This window comes from Streptomyces sp. NPDC003042, assembly GCF_053591315.1.
This window is the reverse complement of record NZ_JBSFTP010000008.1, coordinates 146,772-164,190: the sequence shown is the minus strand read 5'-3', so window position 1 is coordinate 164,190 and position 17,419 is coordinate 146,772. Positions and strand designations below refer to the sequence as shown.

The following is a 17,419-nucleotide window of genomic DNA, read 5'->3' as shown; positions in this document are numbered from 1 at the left end:
GAGCCGCCCATCGCCCTGTGCGAGGTGCAGAGCTACGTCTACGCGGCCTACGTCGTACGGTCGCACTTCGCGCACGAGGCCGGGGACATGGCGGCCGTGGACCACTGGGCGCAGCGGGCCGCCGCGCTGAAGGAGGCGTTCAACGAGCGGTTCTGGCTCCCCGACCGTGGCTGGTTCGCCATCGGACTCGACCGGGACAAACGGCCCATCGACGCGCTGGCCTCCAACATGGGCCACTGCCTGTGGACCGGGATCGTCGACGAGGACAAGGCGGCGGCGGTGGCGGAGCGGCTGCTGTCGCCGGAGATGTTCACGGGCTGGGGCGTGCGTACGCTCGCCTCCTCGATGGGCGCCTACAACCCCATGAGCTACCACAACGGATCCGTGTGGCCGCACGACAACGCGCTGGTCGCCACCGGCCTGATGCGCTACGGCTTCGTGGAGGAGGCCCAGCGGGTGGCGACCGGCATCCTCGACGCGGCGGAGGCGTTCGGCGGCAGGCTCCCGGAGCTGTTCTGCGGTTTCGACCGCAACGAGTACGACGCGCCGCTGCCGTTTCCCACGTCGTGTTCACCCCAGGCCTGGGCGGCCGCCACTCCGGTGCAGCTCATCCGGGCGCTGCTGCGCCTGGACCCGTGGATGTCGCACCGTCAGGTGTGGCTCGCACCCGCCTGGCCCCGGCGCTACGGACGCCTGAGCGTCCACAACCTGCCGCTCGCCGGCGCTCGCGCCGAACTGCGCGTCGACGGCGAGTCGACCCGCCTCGACGGCCTGCCGGACGACGTGGAGGTCATCAGGCAGCCGCGGCGGCCGCTCACCGCCGCGCCGAGTCCTCAGCAACGGCCCGGATCCTGAGTGACCCGCACCCGGACGCCGTCCACGACCACAGCAGCGCCGGACCGCTCCAGGCCGGCCGGCGCCGGGCTCCCACCCCGGTGACCGCGCACGGGCCCGTCAACGACGAGTGCGGCGCCTGGTTTCCGGGCCGCGTCGGGCCGAGAGATCACCCGTACGCGACCGTGGGGGGAGCGGGTTTTCCCCGGAGGCGGAGATAGACAGAGAGGGGCGCGCCGGTCCGGCCGGCAGGCGCTCCCGTCCGCCTGGCTTCGTACAAGGGACCGCGCATCGTGACGTCGACCGAGCCTGTCACTCCGATTCCGGTACGGGGACGCTCCTGGGGGAGTGTTCTGGTCTCGTGGATCACGACGACCGACCACAAGAAGATCGGGCACCTCTACCTGATCGCCTCGTTCGCCTTCTTCCTCGTCGGCGGGGTGCTGGCGCTCCTGCTGCGGGCGGAGCTGGCCCGCCCGGGGATGCAGATCGTCTCCAACGAGCAGTACAACCAGGTGTTCACCCTGCACGGCACGATCATGCTGCTGCTCTTCGCGACCCCCACCTTCGCGGGTTTCGCGAACGCGATCATGCCGCTGCAGATCGGCGCGCCCGACGTGGCCTTTCCCCGTCTGAACATGCTGTCGTTCTGGCTGTTCCTCTTCGGCGGTCTGATCGTGGTGGGCAGCCTCCTCACCCCGCAGGGCGCGGCCGACTTCGGCTGGACGGCCTACACGCCGCTCAGCAGGTTCGAGCGCACGCCGTTCATCGGCGGCGACATGTGGATCATGGGTCTGGCCCTGGCCGGCTTCGGGACGATCCTCGGCGCGGTGAATTTCGTGACGACGATCATCTGCCTGCGCGGACCGGGCATGACGATGTTCCGGATGCCGATCTTCACCTGGAACATCCTGCTGACCTCGGTACTGGTCCTGTTCGCCTTCCCGGTGCTGGCGGCGGCCCTGCTGGTGCTGGAGTCCGACCGGCGTTTCGGCTCGCACGCCTTCGATCCCGCGAACGGCGGAGCGCTGCTGTGGCAGCACCTCTTCTGGTTCTTCGGGCATCCGGAGGTCTACATCATCGCCCTGCCGTTCTTCGGCATCATCACCGAGATCATCCCGGTGTTCTCGCGCAAACCGATCTTCGGATACATCGGTCTGGTCGGCGCCACCATCGCCATCGCGGGCCTGTCGGTGACGGTGTGGGCGCACCACATGTTCGCCACGCAGGCCGTGCTGCTGCCGTTCTTCGCCTTCGCGACCTTCCTGATCGCGGTGCCCACCGGGGTGAAGTTCTTCAACTGGATCGGCACCATGTGGCGAGGGTCCCTGTCGTTCGAGACGCCGATGCTGTGGTCGATCGGATTCCTGGTCACCTTCCTGTTCGGCGGCCTGACCGGGGTCATCCTGGCGTCCCCGCCGATGGACTTCCACATCACCGACTCGTACTTCGTCGTGGCCCACTTCCACTACGTCGTCTTCGGGACCGTCGTCTTCGCGATGTTCGCCGGCTTCTACTTCTGGTGGCCGAAGATGACCGGCACCCTCCTCGACGAACGCCTCGGCAGGATCCACTTCTGGACCCTCTTCATCGGCTTCCACCTCACCTTCCTCGTCCAGCACTGGCTGGGCGCCGAGGGGATGCCCCGCCGCTACGCCGACTACCTCGACGCCGACGGGTTCACCGCGCTGAACACCCTGTCCTCCATCGGTGCGTTCCTGCTCGGCGCCTCCACGCTGCCGTTCCTCTACAACGTGTGGAAGACGGCGAGCTACGCGCCGCGCGTCGAGGTGGACGACCCCTGGGGATTCGGCCGCTCGCTGGAATGGGCGACCTCCTGCCCGCCGCCCCGGCACAATTTCGTCGCCCTTCCCCGGATCCGGTCGGAGTCGCCCGCCTTCGACCTCCATTACCCGGAGATCGCAGCCCTGGACTGGCGGCAGGACTCCAAGCGTGACGTCGTCGACCAGGACAAAGCCTCCGGTCCGCGGGGCTCGGTGAGCGGCCCGGACCCGGACGCGCCGCGGTCCACCGAATAGCCTCCCGATATCCGGGCAGCCGTGCCGTGAGGCCAACCGGCCGCATGAGAACAGCGGAAAGAGAACACAGAGAACACGGGAGGGCGCCATGGCGACCATCAGCCCGATCGATCTTCAGAAGGCACTCAAGGGAGCGGAGTATCCCGCCACCCTCGACGACCTGCGCTCCCTCGCCGAGGACAACGGCGCGGACGACCAGATCGTCGAGAAGCTGAGCAACTCCGGAAAGGACCGCTTCGACGGTCCCGACGAGGTACAGAAGGCCGTGTTCGGCAACGAATGAGCCCCTCGGAACGAGGCGGGCCGATTCGATTCATCTGGAGGAGCCTTGAGTGACTTCGACAAGGCCGCCGACGTGGCCGGAACCGCCCAGAAGGAAATGGGCCACGTGAAGGACGAGGCCGCCACGCGGGCCCGGGACCTGGCCGGCGAGTTGCGCGGTCAGTTCCAGGACCAGGCGCAGTCCCAGACCCGGCACCTGGCGCAGAACGTACGCCGGCTCGCGGACGAAGTGCGGGAGATGAGCGAGGGCGCGAGCCCCGACTCCACCGCGGCGGGTGTGGCCCGCAAGATCGCCGACAGCGGCCGGCAGATCGCCGATCAGCTCGAAAGCCGCGGCCCGGACGGCCTGATGTCCGAGCTTCAGGACTTCGCGCGACGGCGCCCCGGTGTCTTCCTCGCCGGAGCCGCGCTGGCCGGATTCGCGGTCGCGCGAGCCGGCAAGGGCGTCAGCGCGGCCGGTTCGGCCGCCGCCCCGGCCGGCTCGGACGGGCGCGCCGCGGGAGCCGAGGGCGATGGCCGCTCCCGGTACGAGGCCCCGTACGCGGACCCGCTGGACACCTACGGCCAGTCGTCCCAGCCCCCGCGCTACACACCGTCGTACGACGCCGCCTCCGATGCGGCCACCGAGTGAAGGGAGCCGAGACATGGCCATGTCGTATTCGGGCCGCACGTCGCCGCCGGACACCGGTTCCGGGGACGGCCGCGACCGGCCCGGTCCCGTCCAGGCCCCCGACAACCTCGACCAGGCCTCGATCGGCGATCTGATCAGCGCGATCAGCACCGACCTGTCGCACCTGGTCCGCGACGAGGTGGAACTGGCGAAAGCGGAGATCAAGCAGGAGTCGGCCAAGGCGGGCAAGGCCGTCGGCATGCTCGGCGGAGCCGGGTACGCCGGACACCTGGCGTTGCTGCTGGCCAGCTTCACGGTGGTCTTCGCCCTCGCCAACGTCATGGATGCCGCCTGGGCCGCGCTGATCGTGACCGCCGTGTGGGCCGTGGCCGGGGCCGTCTTGTACGCCCTCGGGCGCAAGCGGCTGCGCACGCTGAACCTCAAGCCCGAGCAGACGGTGGAAACACTGAAGGAGGATGCCCGATGGGCACGACACCCGAGGAGCTGAGGAGGGACGTCGAATACCGTCGAAGCCATGTGAGCCGCAACGTCGACCGGCTGACCGGTCGAATGGCGCCTCGCAATGTGGCGCGGCGCAAGGTGGGAGCCGCCCGGCACCGGCTGACCTCGATGAGGGAGCGGGTGATGGGCACGGCCCAGGAGGCCGCCCAGACCACCCAGTCCATGGCCGACCGCGCCGCAGGTGAGATCGGTGACGCCGTGCAGAGCGCACCCGAACAGGTCAAGCGGCGGACCCAGGGCAGCCCCCTGGGAGCCGGCCTGCTGGCCTTCGGCGCCGGCATGGTGGCCGCCGCGCTCCTGCCGACGACCGAGGCGGAGGAACGCGCCGGTCAGCAGCTGCGCGAGCACTCCGACGAAGTGCTGGAGCCCGTCAAGCGCACGGCCGTGGGCGCTGCCCAGGAGATGCGGGACGAGCTGCGCGAGCCCGCCGCCGAGGCCGTGGAGGCGGTGAAGTCGACGGCCCAGGAGGCGGCCCGGGAAACCGCCCGGACGACCAAGGAGGAGGGGCGGTCCACCGGCCGGGACACCATGTGAGTCGCGGGTTCCGGTCTCAGGTTCCCGAGTGGCGGCCGTGGTCGTCGGCGAAGGCGTCGAGGATCTGCCGCACCGTGCCCCGGGTGTGCAGGAAGCGATGGTCGAGGATGGTGGCCAGGTCTTCCAGCGCCGCCCGGAGCACGGCGGCGGCGAGCCGGACGTCGGGGTGAGCGGCGCCCGCCGCCTGGTCGGCGAGTTCGTCGGCGTACCCGATGTGGAGGGCCAGGGAGGTACGGTCGTCGCCGTCGTAGAAGTAGTACGACTCGGCGTACTGCATGAAGTCGACCGAGAGCACCGAGATTCCGGCGGCCAGGCTGTCCAGCAGCGCCGCCCCCGCCGCCGTGTCGAGCCGGTCCGTGGTCGGGCGGGTGCGCCGCAGATGGGACAGCCGCAGCGCGAGGGCCCGGCGGCGGGCCAGCGCCGGATAGATGCCCAGGGTCCAGGCGACCGTCGCGCTGAGCAGGACGAAACCGACGAGGGCTTCCAGCGGAGCCAGGATGCGCAGCCATCCCGCGGCGGGCGCGATGTCCCCGAGGCCCAGCGTGGATACGTGGACCAGGGAGATGTACACGGCGTCGACGAACTGGGCGTGGTCGCCCGGCCGCAGCCCGGCGGCGTACGTGAAAGCGCCCGGCATGTGCGGCCAGTAGATCAGAGCCCAGCCCACGACCACGGTCAGCGCCCACACCGAGACCACGGCCACCAATGCCAGGGGACCGGCCAGTCCGGACGCCCGGCGGCGCGAGGTCAGCGCCGCGGACAGCCGCCACAGGCCGGTCATGACCAGTCGGCTCAACCCGCCGTGGCGCGTCGGATGCCACAGCGTGTGGAAGACGTCCCGCAGGACGAACAGCACCAGGGCCGCGCCCGCGACATTGAAGAGCCAGTTCATCCGGCTGTCCTTCCCGCTCGACTCGCCCCACCCTCGCGCACCCCGGCTCCGGCGCGCCGCAGCGAACCGGCTTTCCACAGCAGGCCGTAGCCGCGCCACCGGCTCATGATGGAAGAAGAGGTTGCGCGGTGTGAGCCCGCCGCTGTGAAACAGGGACGGATGTGGGTACGCGCAGCTTGACCGTGGAACCACCCCACTGGTGAAAGGAAGGTCCGTCATGCCCAGGGGAGCCGGCGCCAAGCGCGAGCGCCAGTACGAGCACATCAAGGAGTCCGGCGAGGAACGCGGCATGTCCGAAGGCCGCGCGAAGGAGATGGCCGCGCGCACAGTGAACAAGGAACGGGCCCGCTCCGGCGAGTCGAAGACGGCCAGCCGCAGTTCCACCCAGGGCAAGTCCCCGTCGCAGCGCGGCGGGCAGAAGTCCCGCTCCGGTGGCGGCGGCTCTTCCTCCTCTTCCTCTTCCTCCGAACGCACCCGGGACGAGCTGTACGAGGAGGCCAAGAAGCGCGGTATCGAAGGCCGCTCCAACATGAACAAGGAGCAGCTCAAGAACGCTCTCGGCCACTGACGCCGTGTCGCCGTCAGGACCGCGCGGCCGAACCTCCCACCGGGCGCACCGCGCCCGGTGGGGTTCGCCGCACCACGCGACAGAGGAGCACCGCATGAGCGACCGCAAGGAGCCGAGGACGACCACGCCCTCGCAGGCACCGGGCGAGAGCGGCGACGAAGAGGCCCGCGAGGAGGCGGAGGAAGCCGTCATGCCCGGTACGCACGACGGCGGGGCCGGCGACGCGCTCACCCCCGACACCCGGGCGCGGCGCCGTTCCGCCGAACGGGACCGGGGGGACCGGCCGCAGAAGTGAACAGGGCCTAGAACGACCGTGGGGTGAGTACGGTGAACAGCGCCCCGTCGGGGTCGCTCAGGGCCACCGAGCGGCCGGTGACCGAACTCTGGACGGGGGAGACCGTCCTGCCGCCCAGACGGATGGCGGCCTCCACGGCCTCTTCCAGGTCGGGTACCGTGAAGTGGACGTGCCAGCGGGGTCGCACGTGCGGGTCGGGGTCCTCGTCGACGGCGCCGCCGCTGATGCGCGCCACCGTGTGGTGGCCGTGACGCAGCACGACGTGGTCGTGCTCGTAGGACACCGTGCAGCAGCCGGGCCGGTCGCCGGCCCAGTCGAGGACCTGCCCGTAGAAGATGGCGGCGGCGAAGGCCTGACGGGTACGCAGTTCGAGCCATGCGGGAGCCGCGCCCCGGCCCACCGTCCAATCGGGGATGACCTCGCCCTGCCAGAACCCGAAGACGGCCCCGTCCGGGTCCGCGGCCAGGGCGGCGCGGCCCGTGCCGAAGGCGAGCGGGCCGACCGCCATGGTCGCCCCGCGCTCGCGGATCCGGTCCGCGGTGACGTCGGCGTCCTCGACGGCGAAGTAGGGAGTCCACGCCACGGGGAGGGACAGACGCTCGGCCAGCGCGCCGATGCCCGCCACGGGCGCTCCTTCGCGGAACGCCACGCTGAAGCCCTCCCCGAGCCGCGCCCGGCGGAACCGCCAGCCCAGCACCGCACCGTAGAAATCCTGCGCGGCGGAAAGGTCCCGGGTCATGAGACTGACCCAGACCGGTGCGCCGAACACCGCATGACTTGACGTCGACACAGCCGCCAACCTCATCTGTCGCTCACCGTGGAGGGGCTTCCCACGGTAGCCCCGTCCGGCGCGTCCGGCCGCGAGGCTCGGCTCCACCCGACGTCTGTCACACAGGGTGACGGACCTGGCGGTCGGCGTGCGCGCGCGGTGCGCGCGAGTGACCATAGGCCTTGAATCCCCCGCCCCCGTCTCGAAGGAGTCGCGCTCATGCTGGAACGCAAACTGCGCAAGGACCGTACCGAGGTGACGTTCGTGCTTCCCGCGGACCGGCCCCCGGGCCCGGTGAGCGTGGTCGGTGACTTCAACGACTGGCGGCCCGGCACCCACCCGCTGCGTCCCCGCAAGGACGGCACGCGGGCGGTGACCGTGGAACTGCCGAACGAGGGCACACACGCGTTCCGCTACCTCGCCGCGGGCGACTACTGGTTCAACGACGAGAGCGCCGGCGACCAGGACGGCCCCAACAGCCGCCTGCACACCTGAGCGCCTACAGGTGGCTCCGGCTGCCGTGGGGCTGCGCCCAGCGCCGGTGCAGGGCGGCGCGGGCGGCGTCCGGGAGGACCCGGGCGACCCGCTCCTGAAGCCGCGTGGGAAGCGAGCCGGCCACCTTGCGGGGCCGGCCGGCCATCAGCGCCGCGTACCCCTGCCGGGCGACCAGGGCCGGATCGTCCTTCTTCGACCGTCCGACGCGGGTGTCGAGCAGGCCCGCCCGTACGAAGAACCGGGTATCGGTGGCGCCCGGCATCAGCGCGGTGACGGTCACCCCGGTGCCCTTCAGCTCCGTGCTCAGGGCGCGGGCGAAGGACTGCAGGAAGGCCTTCGAGGCGTTGTAGACGGCGTGGTACGGGCCCGGTAGCTCGGCGGCGACCGACGAGGTGATCATGAGCCGGCCCGCGCCGCGCGCGGCCATGTCCGGCAGCAGCCGGGCGGCCAGGTGCACGGTCGAGGAGATGTTGAGGTCGATGACGCGGGCCAGGTCGGCGAGGTCGGTCTCCAGGAAGGCCCCGCCCCGCCCTATCCCTGCGTTCAGGACGGCGGCGCTCACCGGCCGGCCGTCGGCGCGCACGTCGTGGACCAGCGCCTCCACACCGTCGTACGTCGCCAGGTCGGTGCGCACCGCGAGCACCGACGTGCCGTGCACGCGCAGCCGGGTGACCGCCTCGTACAGCAGCTCGTCCTCGGCGGCGACGATCAGGTCGTATCCGTGGCGGGCGAATTCGCGGGCCAGCTCCAGGCCGATGCCGCTGGAAGCGCCGGTGACCACGGCCAAGGGGTGTGAGGTGTCCATATGCCGCCGCTACCCGCCTGGCATGACGCTACCCGTGCTGTCAGCATGGGCCGAGGAGTGTCATGCGGTTGCGAACGAGTCATCCCGAGCGCCCGGGGTACAAGCGCGTGCGCCACGGGCGCGGCTTCCGCTACCTCGACAGCGCGGGGCGACCGCTGACCGACGCGTCGGAACTGGCCCGGATACGCGCGCTGGCGATCCCGCCGGCCTGGACCGACGTATGGATCTGCCCCTGGGCCAACGGCCACATCCAGGCCATGGGCAGCGACGACGCCGGCCGGCGCCAGTACCTCTACCACGCGGCCTTCCGGGAACGGCGGGAAGCGTCCAAGCACGAGCACGTCCAGGACGTCGCCGCCCGCCTCCCCGCGCTCCGCGAGGCGATCGAGGAAGACCTGGCCGGACGGGGGCTGACCCGGGACCGCGTGCTGGCCTGCGCCGCCCGGCTGCTGGACCTGGGCTTCTTCCGGGTCGGCGGCGCCGAGTACCGGCGCGATCACCAGGCGTTCGGGCTGACCACCCTGCTGCGCGAGCACGCGGTGTGCCGTCGCGGCGAGCTCTGCTTCACCTACCCGGGCAAGTCCGGGCAGCAGCAGACCCTCGCCCTGGTGGACCCGGCCTCCTACGCCGTCGTACGAGCCCTGCTGCGGCGCCGCGACGACGGGCGGCAGCTGTTCGTGTACTGGGAAGGCGGGGCCTGGCACGATGTGCAGGCCGAGGACCTGAACGACTACCTGCGCCGCAAAGCCGGTACGGACATCACGGCGAAGGACTTCAGGACCTGGCACGCCACGGTCCTGGCCGCGGTCGCCCTGGCGGTCTCCGAGGACATGGCCGAGGCCTCCCCGGGCCGGCGCCGGGCGGCCGAGGCGCGCGCGGCGCGGGAGGTCAGTACCTACCTCGGGAACACCCCCGCCGTCTGCCGGGCCTCCTACATCAACCCCCGGGTCGTGGAGCTGTTCGAGGAGGGAGTCACGGTCCGGTCGGCGCTGGACCGGATCGGCAAGGACGCCGCGTACGGCCGTCCGGCGACCCACGGCGAAGTGGAACGGGCCGTCCGCCGGCTCCTCGCCGACGGTCACAGCACTAGCTAGCTCCTTATCCTGCCCCGGCCCGGGACCTGGCGCGCCGCGTGCGCTCGGCAAGGCGGTGCAGTCGCGGGTAGCGCTCGCGCTGCGTGCGGGAGTGCCGGTCCAGTTCCTCCAGGAGCCGCTCGGAACGCTTGTCCACCCCCAGCTCGTCCAGCACCCGGTCCGCCTCGGCCAGCAGCGCTCCGTACAGCTGCCACGGCCCGGGACGGGCGCCGAGTTCCTCCTGGAGCAGGACCGCCAGGCGCTCCCGGCTGACGCGCGCGATGTCCAGCTCCGCCGTCAGCCTGGCCTCCGCGTCCTCGGCGTTGGCGCTGACCTGCGCCGTGATCAGCTCGGCGAACGCCTCGACGGCGACGGCCGTATGGGCGTACAACTCCTTCAAGGCGTGGGCGACGGCCGGGGTGAAGAGCGGCTCGTCCCCCCGGGCCTTGGCGAGGTCGGTCAAGGTCCGGCAGGACACCCGCAGGACCACCGCGCAGATCTCCAGGGTGTCGAGCCCCGTCCGCAGCACCAGCCGGAACATCGTGCCCTCGCGCACCCGCGGGTTCAGCCGCAGGCTGTCCTCGGCCTGCCGCAGCGCTCCGTCCACCTGGGCGATGTCGTTGTCGAGCCGGCGGGCCTCGTGCAGTCGGGCGGCGGCCTTCTCCACCGTGGTGGCGCCGGCCGACTCGCTGCCGATGTGCAGCAGCAGGGCCCGCATGCGCCCGGCGAGATCGACGATGGCCTCGCTGGCGGGTCTCACCCATACGGGCGGCGCGAAGAAGACGTTGAAGGCCAGCCCCACCGCCGCGCCGATCAGCGTTTCCAGCACCCGGTCCCAGGCCGTGTCCGCCACCCGGGTCACACCGAGGACCAGCATCGCGCTGATCGCCACCTCGGGCACGAACTCGCCCGCCTTCACGACCCGTCCGAGGACGAGCGAGGCGAGGATGATCAGACCGAGGCTCCACCAGGTCAGCCCGACGAGCGCACTGAACCCGATGGCGAGCACCACTCCCGCGACGACCGAGTTGACGCGCCGGATCCCCGTGGTGAGCGTGGTGTAGAGGGTCACCTGGACGACGAGCAGCGCTGTCAGCGGCGCCGTGAGCGGCGCGGGCTCGCTGCTCAGCTGGAGCGCGACGACGTACGAGACGACCGCGGCGGCGGTGGAACGGACGGCCTGCACGACGGCGGGCTCCCGGTGCCGGCTCACGAGCCGGCGCAAGGGGGCGAGTGTCTGTGTCATCCGGCGGTTCAGCCCAGCGCCGTCGCGGCGACCCGCAGGTCGGACACCAGGCCCTGGAAAGCGCTCTCGCGGTCCGTGGCGCGCAACACCGACGAAGGGTGCACCGTGGCGAGCAGCCGCGCTCCGCCGGACCCGTCCGCCGCGTCCGTGCCGAGGGCGTCCGGCGCGGGCATCGGCCGCAGGATGCCCCGCTGCTCGGCCACGCGGAAGGAGTTCCCGAGGATCGCCTTCCCGGCCGTTCCGCCGAGGGCCACGACCAACTCGGGTTCGATACTGGCGAGTTCCGCGGCGAGCCACGGCCGGCACGCTTTCATCTCGCGCAGGCTGGGCGCCTTGTGGATCCGGCGTTTGCCGCGCTCCGCGACCGTGTACTTGAAGTGCTTGACGGCATTGGTGACGTAGACCGGCTCGTCGTTCATGCCGGCCTCGTTCAGCGCCTTGCGCAGCAGCGCTCCGGCGGGCCCGACGAACGGTTCGCCCTGCCGGTCCTCCTGGTCACCGGGCTGTTCGCCGACGAGCACCAGCCGGGCGTGCGGCGATCCGGCCCCGAACACCGTCTGCGTCGCGTCCGCGAAGAGCGGACAGCCGCGGCACCCGGCCGCGGCCCGCCGCAGGGCGTCGATTCCGCCGCGGCCCGGCAGGTAGGGCCCCGCGTCGTACTCCGTGCCCGCGGAGGCGTCGTGAGCGCCTGGCGCGCCCTGGGCGTCCGTTGTCGCGTCCATCACTACCACCTTCAGCCGTGTGTGCGGCGCTGGGAGTACCGGATCTCGCGTGCCTCCAGGGGACGCAGCGCCGGCCCTTGCAGGATCTCGCCGTCGACGCCGTAGCGGGAGCCGTGGCAAGGGCACTCCCAGGTGCGTTCGGCGTCGTTGAAGGCGACCAGGCAGCCGAGGTGGGTGCAGGTGGCCGAGACGGCGTGCAGTCGGCCGTCGTCGTCACGGTAGACGGCGCAGGGCCGCCCCTGGAGGTGTACGACCGCCGCCTCGCCCGGGAGTAGTCCTTCCACCGTCTGGTCCGCCGCTTCCTTCAGCGCGTCCCACCGGTCTCCGACGAAGTGCTTGCCCGTTTCCCACTGGGCCTTGAGGAACGACGGCGCCGCCCGCAGCGCGGACGCGAGTCGGCGGGGATCGTAGAGTCCGGCCCACTCGGGGGCCCGGCCGTCGAGGAGCGCGCAGAGCAGCTGCCCCGCCATGACGCCGCCGCTCATGCCCCAGCCGGCGAATCCGGTGGCCACGTACACGTGCCCGCTGCCGTGGTGGAAACGGCCGACGAACGGCACCGTGTCGGTGGACGCGTTGTCCTGCGCTGCCCAGCGGTGGGTGATGTCGATGTCCGGGAAACGCTCCCGCATCCAGCCGGACAGCCGCTCGTACCGGTCGCCCACCCCGCCGTCGCCGGGCCGGAACGCCTCGCCCGTCACGATCAGGAGCCGCTGGTACTCGCCCCAGGGGGCGGTGCGTACCGAACGTTTGCCGCCCTCCCGGGTGATGTACATGCCGTCGGGGTCCCGCTCGGCGGGCATCACACCCGCCACCACCACGTCCCGGTGCGGGGTGAGGCGGCTGAAGAGCAGGGCCCGGTCGAAGACCGGGAAGTGGGTGGCCACGATCACCTCCCGCGCCAGCAGCGTCACCCCCGCCTCGGTGGTGACCCGGCAGGGCTCGCCCTCCACCAGTTCCGTGACCCGGGAGTACTCGTGGATGCGGCCACCGCGCGCGAGGATGTCGGCGGCCAGCGCGCCCAGGTACTTGCGGGGGTGGAACTGGGCCTGGCCCTCCACCCGTACGGCGCCGGCCACCGGGTACGGCAGACCGCTCTCCGTCACGAACCGCGCGTCCAGGCCGGCGCCGCGGGCGGCGGCCGCCTCCGCCCGCAGCGCGTCCGTGCCGCCCGGATCCTCGCAGTAGGTGTAGGCGGGCCGGTCCTCCAGCTCGCAGTCCGCCCCCAGTTCGGCGGCGACCTCCCGGATCCGCTCCAGAGCCGCGCTCTGCGACCGCGCGTAATGACGGGCCCCCTCCGCGCCCCGGCTGCGGCGCAGTTCCTCGTAGATCGTGGTGTGCAGGGCGGTGATCTTGCCGGTGGTGTTCCCCGTGACTCCGGAGGCGATCCGCCCCGCCTCCAGCACCACCACGCTGCGGCCGCCGCGCGCGAGTTCCCAGGCGCTGCTCAGTCCGGCGATCCCGCCACCGATCACCACGACGTCGGCCGTCTCGGGGTCGGTGAGCGGGGGATGGGCCGGCAGCTCGGTCTGCATCCAGTGCGAGAGCACGGGAACGTGGTTGTGGTCCATGGGGTGCGACTGCCCACCTTCACCGATGAAATGCAGCGGGGTCATTGGCCGTGCTGGGGGAAGGCTCCGAGGCGGTACTCCTCGCAGAGAAGCCGACTCGGGTGTGCCGTGGACCGTTCAGGCGGGCATACCTTCCATACTTCTCGTCATCGTGCCTGCGGCCTTGGGTTGAAGGGATGGCCCCGTGATGTGTCCTCGTATTCCTCAGTCTTCCGGTGGTACCGGACTGGTGGTCGGCAAGCCTCTGACAGAACCCACGGCAGCGTGGGCCGTGGGGATGGTCATGGCGATGACACCCTGCTCGGCACGCGAGGCGAAGCAGATCCTGGCGACCGCCGCCGCGAGTGCCCGCGTCGCGGTGGTGGAACTGGCCGGGGCGATCGTCGCCGGAGCGCGCGGCGTACCGGTCCCGGCGCATGTGGAGCGCGCGCTGCGCAGGGCGGTGGAGACGGCCCGTACACCCGCCCCCGCGGGCGACGGCGAGCCCTCGCGGCGCGGGCTGCTGCCGAGCCGGGCCAGCACCGGGGAGATCCTGGCCCGTTTCAGGGACTGCCGGGCACGCCTGAGCGTCGAACCCGCGGACGAGGAGGCGCGCCGCGCCATGGACGACGTCGTCTACACGCTGTGCGTACTGATGGGGCGGTCCACCGCCCATGACGCCGTGACGGCCGCGGAGCGGCATCTGGCCGACGCCTCGCGCGGGTGACGCGGCCGCACGGCGCACGGCGCTGAGCGCCCATGGCGGTGAGCATGGCGCCGGGGCCGTGGGGAAGGCGCCCAGGGCGGACGGCTCGAACGGCAGGAGGACGGACCATGGTGCTGGTGGCGGCGGATGTGGCGGGCACACCGTGCTGGCTGAGCCTGATGGCACGTGATCTCGGGGCTGCCGAGCGGTTCTACGGGGCCGTGCTGGGCTGGAACTTCCGGCGGGGCGGGTTCGGGCGGGCCTTCTCGGTGGCCGACCGGGACGGCGTACTGGTGGCGGGCATCGGGGCGATGGCGGGTGAACTGGCCGTACCCGTGGCGTGGACGGTGTACTTCGCCGTCGACGACGCCGATGCCGCCGCCGGGCGGATCCGGGAACGGGGCGGCACCGTGGGCGTGGGCCCCGTCGCCTACCCCCCTCGCGGGCGGGCCGCACTCGTGACCGACCGGGAGGGAGCGGGCTTCGGCATCTGGGAGGGCCGCGTCCTGTCCGGGTGGCGCGTCGGTGAGGGCGGCCGGGCGCCCGCCTGGCTGGAGCTGCACACGCGCAACGCCTTCGACGCGGCCGTCTTCTACGGGGAGGTCCTGCTGTGGGCCGACGAGAGCGTGGGCGGCTGCTGCGAGGTCTCCTACGAGGACGACCAGGTCGTCCTGCGGCACGGCGGCGAGGCCGTCGCCCGGCTGAACAGCGGCCCGGTCGAGGAGGCGGCCCCGCAGCCGCAGCAGCGACCGCGCTGGCTGGTCCACTTCAGGGTCCCGGACCTGGATCGGGCGCTGGCCGCGGCCATGGAGCACGGCGGCACCCTCGTGGACGGCGCCGAGTGGGGCGGCGGCCGACAGGCGACCCTGCGGGACCCGGAAGGCGGCCTGTTCACCCTCGACGCGATGTCGTAGGGGTGTCTTGAGGTTAGTGCGAGGGGTTCGTGCGAGAGGTTCACGCGAGCGGGCGGAGCAGGTAGTCGCGCAGCCGTTGCAGGGCCTGGTGCACGGCCTCCTGCCGGGACGCCGGATCGGATCCGCGCGACTGATGGGGCCGCCGATGCCGGGGAAACCCTTCCCCGTGACGGGTCCGGCCCACTTCGGGGATGACGTGGCGACGGTAGCGGGTCATCAGCCAGCAGAACGGAACGCCGTCGTCCGTGTCCTCGATGAGGATGGTGATGGGCCGCGGGGGATCGGTGGGAAGGGCCGCGGCCAGGATCGTGCCGTGCTTCGTGGGCTTGTGGCGGACATCGACCACCTGGCCGTCCACCCGGACCTCGATGTCCTTCGTGGGGGAAGCCAGCAGAACGGTGACGGAGTGTCCCTCCTCATCCGTCTCGAAGCGATGAGTGCGTCGGGCCATGGCAGGCCTCCGTGAACAGCGAGACTCCGCGTCCATTGTCCCGCGCGTTGCCCGCCCCGTCATGCCCCGCCCGCCGTCCGGTGCCCGACGGAAGCCCGCCCGGCGATGCCGGGCGGGCTCGGGTTCCCGACCCCCTGCGCGGACGTCCCGCCGGCCGGTTCAACCGGAGGAGATGGCCTCGAGGAGGTCACCCACCTGCGGGTCGGGCAGCGCGCGGGCGACGTCGGCCTGGGCGACCATGCCGACCAGGTCGTGGTTGTCGATGACCGGCAGCCGCCGGATCTTGTGCCGGCTCATCGTGTGCAGGATCGCCTCGGCGTCGTCGTCGGCGCCGATGGTCACGACCTCACCCTGGGCGAGTTCGCCGGCCTTGCACTGGCCCGGGTCCTTGCCGGCCCCGAGCACCTTCACGACGATGTCCCGGTCGGTGAGCATGCCGATGAGCTTGTTCTCGGGACCGCAGATCGGCAGGGCCCCGACCCCCAGGTCGGTCATCTTCTTGGCCGCCTCGAGGACGGTCCCCTCGGCGTCGATGCATTCGGCGCCCGCGGTCATGATCTCGCGTGCCGTGGTCATGGTCGATCATCTCTTCCTGCGGTGCGGGAGTGTCCGGTCGTGGGGCGTCTGCCCCGGAGCAGCCCGCGCATGCCCCGGACACGGCTCCGGATGCGCGTCTGAGCCCGGTCTGCAGCCCGGCGGTGATGCGTCAGGGCAGCGAGCCCGAGCCGGAGGCCGGTCGCGCACCGCGGACTGGAACATCATCCGCGGTGAGGACTGAGGCGTCGCGGTACGCAACCCACCCCGCCCGGGAGGCCGGACAGCGGCGGGCCCGCTGTCCGGCCTCCCGGCACGGTGTCAGCCCACGACGCCGGTCGAGGTGTGGGCCGACCCGACGGGCTTGGACTCCGGGGATCCGCGCTGGCGCAGGTAGACCGAGAGGATGGCCATGGAGGCGACGGCCAGCAGCTCGGACTGCCAGTTCTGCAGGGACCGGCTCCAGAACTCGGCCGAGCCCAGGTAGGCGTCCCAGCCGACGGGGGCCTGGAGCTGCCGCAGGCGCTCTTCGTCGTACGCGGAGACGCCGGTGAGGGACTGGGTGTACCAGGACAGGAAGAACAGCACGGCCATGACGAGGCCGAGCGAGCGTGCGTACAGGCTCTGCCGCCAGTCCTTGGCAGCCGCCCACCGGGGCGAGTCGGAGGCCGCGTGGTCGCCGACGCGCTGCGCCTCGTCGCTCTCGGTGCCGACCTTGTGCAGTTCCTTGGACTCGGGAGAACCCCGCTGGACGAGCCAGACCGTGCCGAAGATGTACAGGAAGAACTGGAGGAACTCCGACTGCCAGTTCTCCGTGACGTCCACCGCGAAGTCCGACGACATCACGTACTCGCCGAAGGACATCCGCTGTAGTCCGCCGAGGGCGAGCTGCTCGTTGAATTCGCTGTGGCCGGCGACGGCCTGACCGGCCAGTACGAGCACGAAAGCCGCCCCGAACGCGAGGGTCAGGCTGTTGTCGCGCCAGAAGCCGCCGCGGTGCTCGCGCTGCTCGCTCACCGGTGCATCGCCCCGATCGCGATGAAGTAGCCGAGGCCGCCCAGGATGGTCACCAGGCAGCCCACGAAGAGGATCCGCACGTCCTCACGCTCCCTTCACCGAGCACTTGTAGGGCTTGTCCGGCGCGCCCGGCCGCGCCGTGCAGCCCGCGGCCACGATCTTCCAGCCGCCCGAGAACTGCGACAGGAAGAGCGTGTCACCCGCCAGCCGCAGCATGGCCTGGCGGCCGTAGACGTCCGTAGCCTCCACGGCGCCGCCGGGCGGTAGTCGCTGTCCTTCCAGCGCCTGCGCGCAGCCCTTCTCCTCGTTCTCTTCGAGCTCCTCGCGGCTCTGCGGAGCCAGCAGGTCGCAAGCCGCGCGGTGGTCGCCGGCGGCGAGGGCCCGTTCGAACGCTTCGGCCGCCCTCGCGGCGCCGTCCTGCCGGGCGGCGGTCGCTCCACACGCGCACAGCACCGACACGGCTGCCGCCAGCAGCACCGTGCGCCCCGCGTACCCGCTGATGTCCACGCCCCACCTATGCACCGCCGGGCCCGGAAGTGCGGCGCGAAACTCCGAAGGCACCCG

Annotated in this window: 22 protein-coding genes; 12 read left to right on the top strand and 10 right to left on the bottom strand. The window is 71.7% G+C overall.

All coding sequences use genetic code 11. From position 1 onward, the window contains the following. The 6 genes from ACWDYJ_RS07390 to ACWDYJ_RS07365 form a co-directional block, all read left to right on the top strand. On the top strand, nt 1-855 hold an 855-nt coding region (locus ACWDYJ_RS07390), incomplete at its 5' end, for an amylo-alpha-1,6-glucosidase (RefSeq protein WP_451564510.1). Nucleotides 856-1,124: 269 nt separating this feature from the next. After that, the gene (gene ctaD / locus ACWDYJ_RS07385; RefSeq protein WP_451564516.1) at nt 1,125-2,873 is read left to right on the top strand and encodes an aa3-type cytochrome oxidase subunit I; all 1,749 of its coding nucleotides are present in this window, start codon (nt 1,125-1,127) and stop codon (nt 2,871-2,873) included. Nucleotides 2,874-2,961: 88 nt separating this feature from the next. Then, nucleotides 2,962-3,156 (top strand): DUF2795 domain-containing protein, encoded by a 195-nt coding sequence (locus ACWDYJ_RS07380; protein WP_451564509.1) that lies wholly within the window; start codon nt 2,962-2,964, stop codon nt 3,154-3,156. A 45-nt stretch (nt 3,157-3,201) separates the two neighbouring features. After that, entirely contained in the window at nt 3,202-3,786 is a 585-nt protein-coding gene (locus tag ACWDYJ_RS07375) for a hypothetical protein (RefSeq protein WP_451564508.1), read from the top strand. Between the two features lie 13 nt (nt 3,787-3,799). Beyond that, nucleotides 3,800-4,273 carry a phage holin family protein gene (locus tag ACWDYJ_RS07370; RefSeq protein ID WP_451564507.1) on the top strand — a complete coding sequence of 158 codons (474 nt, stop codon included), beginning with the start codon at nt 3,800-3,802 and terminating at the stop codon, nt 4,271-4,273. Continuing rightward, nucleotides 4,249-4,821 (top strand): DUF3618 domain-containing protein, encoded by a 573-nt coding sequence (locus ACWDYJ_RS07365; RefSeq protein ID WP_451564506.1) that lies wholly within the window; start codon nt 4,249-4,251, stop codon nt 4,819-4,821. The genes ACWDYJ_RS07370 and ACWDYJ_RS07365 overlap by 25 nt, the downstream gene beginning before the upstream one ends. A 16-nt stretch (nt 4,822-4,837) precedes the next feature. Here ACWDYJ_RS07365 and ACWDYJ_RS07360 read toward each other — a convergent pair whose 3' ends face one another. Further along, complete coding sequence (locus ACWDYJ_RS07360) at nt 4,838-5,713, bottom strand: potassium channel family protein (RefSeq protein WP_451564505.1); 876 nt, start codon at nt 5,711-5,713, stop codon at nt 4,838-4,840. 217 nt (nt 5,714-5,930) lie between these two features. Between ACWDYJ_RS07360 and ACWDYJ_RS07355 the strand changes: the two genes are divergently transcribed. Beyond that, nucleotides 5,931-6,281 carry a plasmid stabilization protein gene (locus tag ACWDYJ_RS07355; RefSeq protein WP_451564504.1) on the top strand — a complete coding sequence of 117 codons (351 nt, stop codon included), beginning with the start codon at nt 5,931-5,933 and terminating at the stop codon, nt 6,279-6,281. A gap of 94 nt (nt 6,282-6,375) precedes the next feature. Further along, entirely contained in the window at nt 6,376-6,576 is a 201-nt protein-coding gene (locus ACWDYJ_RS07350) for a hypothetical protein (RefSeq protein ID WP_451564503.1), read from the top strand. 7 nt (nt 6,577-6,583) lie between these two features. Here the strand turns inward: ACWDYJ_RS07350 and ACWDYJ_RS07345 are convergent, their stop codons facing one another. Next, complete coding sequence (locus ACWDYJ_RS07345) at nt 6,584-7,381, bottom strand: VOC family protein (protein ID WP_451564502.1); 798 nt, start codon at nt 7,379-7,381, stop codon at nt 6,584-6,586. A 183-nt stretch (nt 7,382-7,564) separates the two neighbouring features. Between ACWDYJ_RS07345 and ACWDYJ_RS07340 the strand changes: the two genes are divergently transcribed. Continuing rightward, nucleotides 7,565-7,840 (top strand): isoamylase early set domain-containing protein, encoded by a 276-nt coding sequence (locus ACWDYJ_RS07340; RefSeq protein WP_451564501.1) that lies wholly within the window; start codon nt 7,565-7,567, stop codon nt 7,838-7,840. Nucleotides 7,841-7,844: 4 nt separating this feature from the next. On the opposite strand, the gene ACWDYJ_RS07335 is transcribed toward ACWDYJ_RS07340, so the two are convergent. Then, a complete protein-coding gene (locus ACWDYJ_RS07335; RefSeq protein ID WP_451564500.1) occupies nt 7,845-8,645 on the bottom strand; it encodes an SDR family NAD(P)-dependent oxidoreductase in 801 nt (266 codons plus the stop codon). Between the two features lie 62 nt (nt 8,646-8,707). On the opposite strand from ACWDYJ_RS07335, the gene ACWDYJ_RS07330 reads away from it, so the two are divergent. Further along, the gene (locus ACWDYJ_RS07330) at nt 8,708-9,739 is read left to right on the top strand and encodes a DNA topoisomerase IB (RefSeq protein WP_451564499.1); all 1,032 of its coding nucleotides are present in this window, start codon (nt 8,708-8,710) and stop codon (nt 9,737-9,739) included. Between the two features lie 4 nt (nt 9,740-9,743). Here the strand turns inward: ACWDYJ_RS07330 and ACWDYJ_RS07325 are convergent, their stop codons facing one another. From ACWDYJ_RS07325 to ACWDYJ_RS07315, 3 genes are read right to left on the bottom strand one after another with little or no spacing between them, the layout of a single operon-like run. Then, nucleotides 9,744-10,964 carry an FUSC family protein gene (locus ACWDYJ_RS07325; RefSeq protein WP_451564498.1) on the bottom strand — a complete coding sequence of 407 codons (1,221 nt, stop codon included), beginning with the start codon at nt 10,962-10,964 and terminating at the stop codon, nt 9,744-9,746. A gap of 8 nt (nt 10,965-10,972) precedes the next feature. Beyond that, nucleotides 10,973-11,686 carry a UdgX family uracil-DNA binding protein gene (locus ACWDYJ_RS07320; protein WP_451564497.1) on the bottom strand — a complete coding sequence of 238 codons (714 nt, stop codon included), beginning with the start codon at nt 11,684-11,686 and terminating at the stop codon, nt 10,973-10,975. 11 nt (nt 11,687-11,697) lie between these two features. Then, nucleotides 11,698-13,254, bottom strand: coding sequence for an FAD-dependent oxidoreductase (locus ACWDYJ_RS07315; protein WP_451564496.1), 1,557 nt, complete (start codon nt 13,252-13,254; stop codon nt 11,698-11,700). Nucleotides 13,255-13,537: 283 nt separating this feature from the next. Here ACWDYJ_RS07315 and ACWDYJ_RS07310 point away from each other — a divergent pair, with 283 nt between their 5' ends. Then, on the top strand, nt 13,538-13,960 hold the full coding sequence (locus tag ACWDYJ_RS07310) for a DUF5133 domain-containing protein (RefSeq protein WP_451564495.1): 423 nt from the start codon (nt 13,538-13,540) through the stop codon (nt 13,958-13,960). 107 nt (nt 13,961-14,067) lie between these two features. Then, nucleotides 14,068-14,853, top strand: coding sequence for a VOC family protein (locus ACWDYJ_RS07305; RefSeq protein WP_451564494.1), 786 nt, complete (start codon nt 14,068-14,070; stop codon nt 14,851-14,853). 40 nt (nt 14,854-14,893) lie between these two features. Here the strand turns inward: ACWDYJ_RS07305 and ACWDYJ_RS07300 are convergent, their stop codons facing one another. From ACWDYJ_RS07300 to ACWDYJ_RS07285, 4 genes are all read right to left on the bottom strand, one after another. Next, entirely contained in the window at nt 14,894-15,304 is a 411-nt protein-coding gene (locus tag ACWDYJ_RS07300; protein WP_451564493.1) for a hypothetical protein, read from the bottom strand. 159 nt (nt 15,305-15,463) lie between these two features. Beyond that, nucleotides 15,464-15,880, bottom strand: a complete 417-nt coding sequence (locus ACWDYJ_RS07295) for a CBS domain-containing protein (protein WP_451564492.1) — start codon at nt 15,878-15,880, stop codon at nt 15,464-15,466. Between the two features lie 279 nt (nt 15,881-16,159). After that, the gene (locus ACWDYJ_RS07290) at nt 16,160-16,855 is read right to left on the bottom strand and encodes a DUF6766 family protein (RefSeq protein ID WP_451564491.1); all 696 of its coding nucleotides are present in this window, start codon (nt 16,853-16,855) and stop codon (nt 16,160-16,162) included. Between the two features lie 84 nt (nt 16,856-16,939). Further along, nucleotides 16,940-17,362 carry a hypothetical protein gene (locus ACWDYJ_RS07285; protein WP_451564490.1) on the bottom strand — a complete coding sequence of 141 codons (423 nt, stop codon included), beginning with the start codon at nt 17,360-17,362 and terminating at the stop codon, nt 16,940-16,942. Nucleotides 17,363-17,419: the final 57 nt, after the last annotated feature.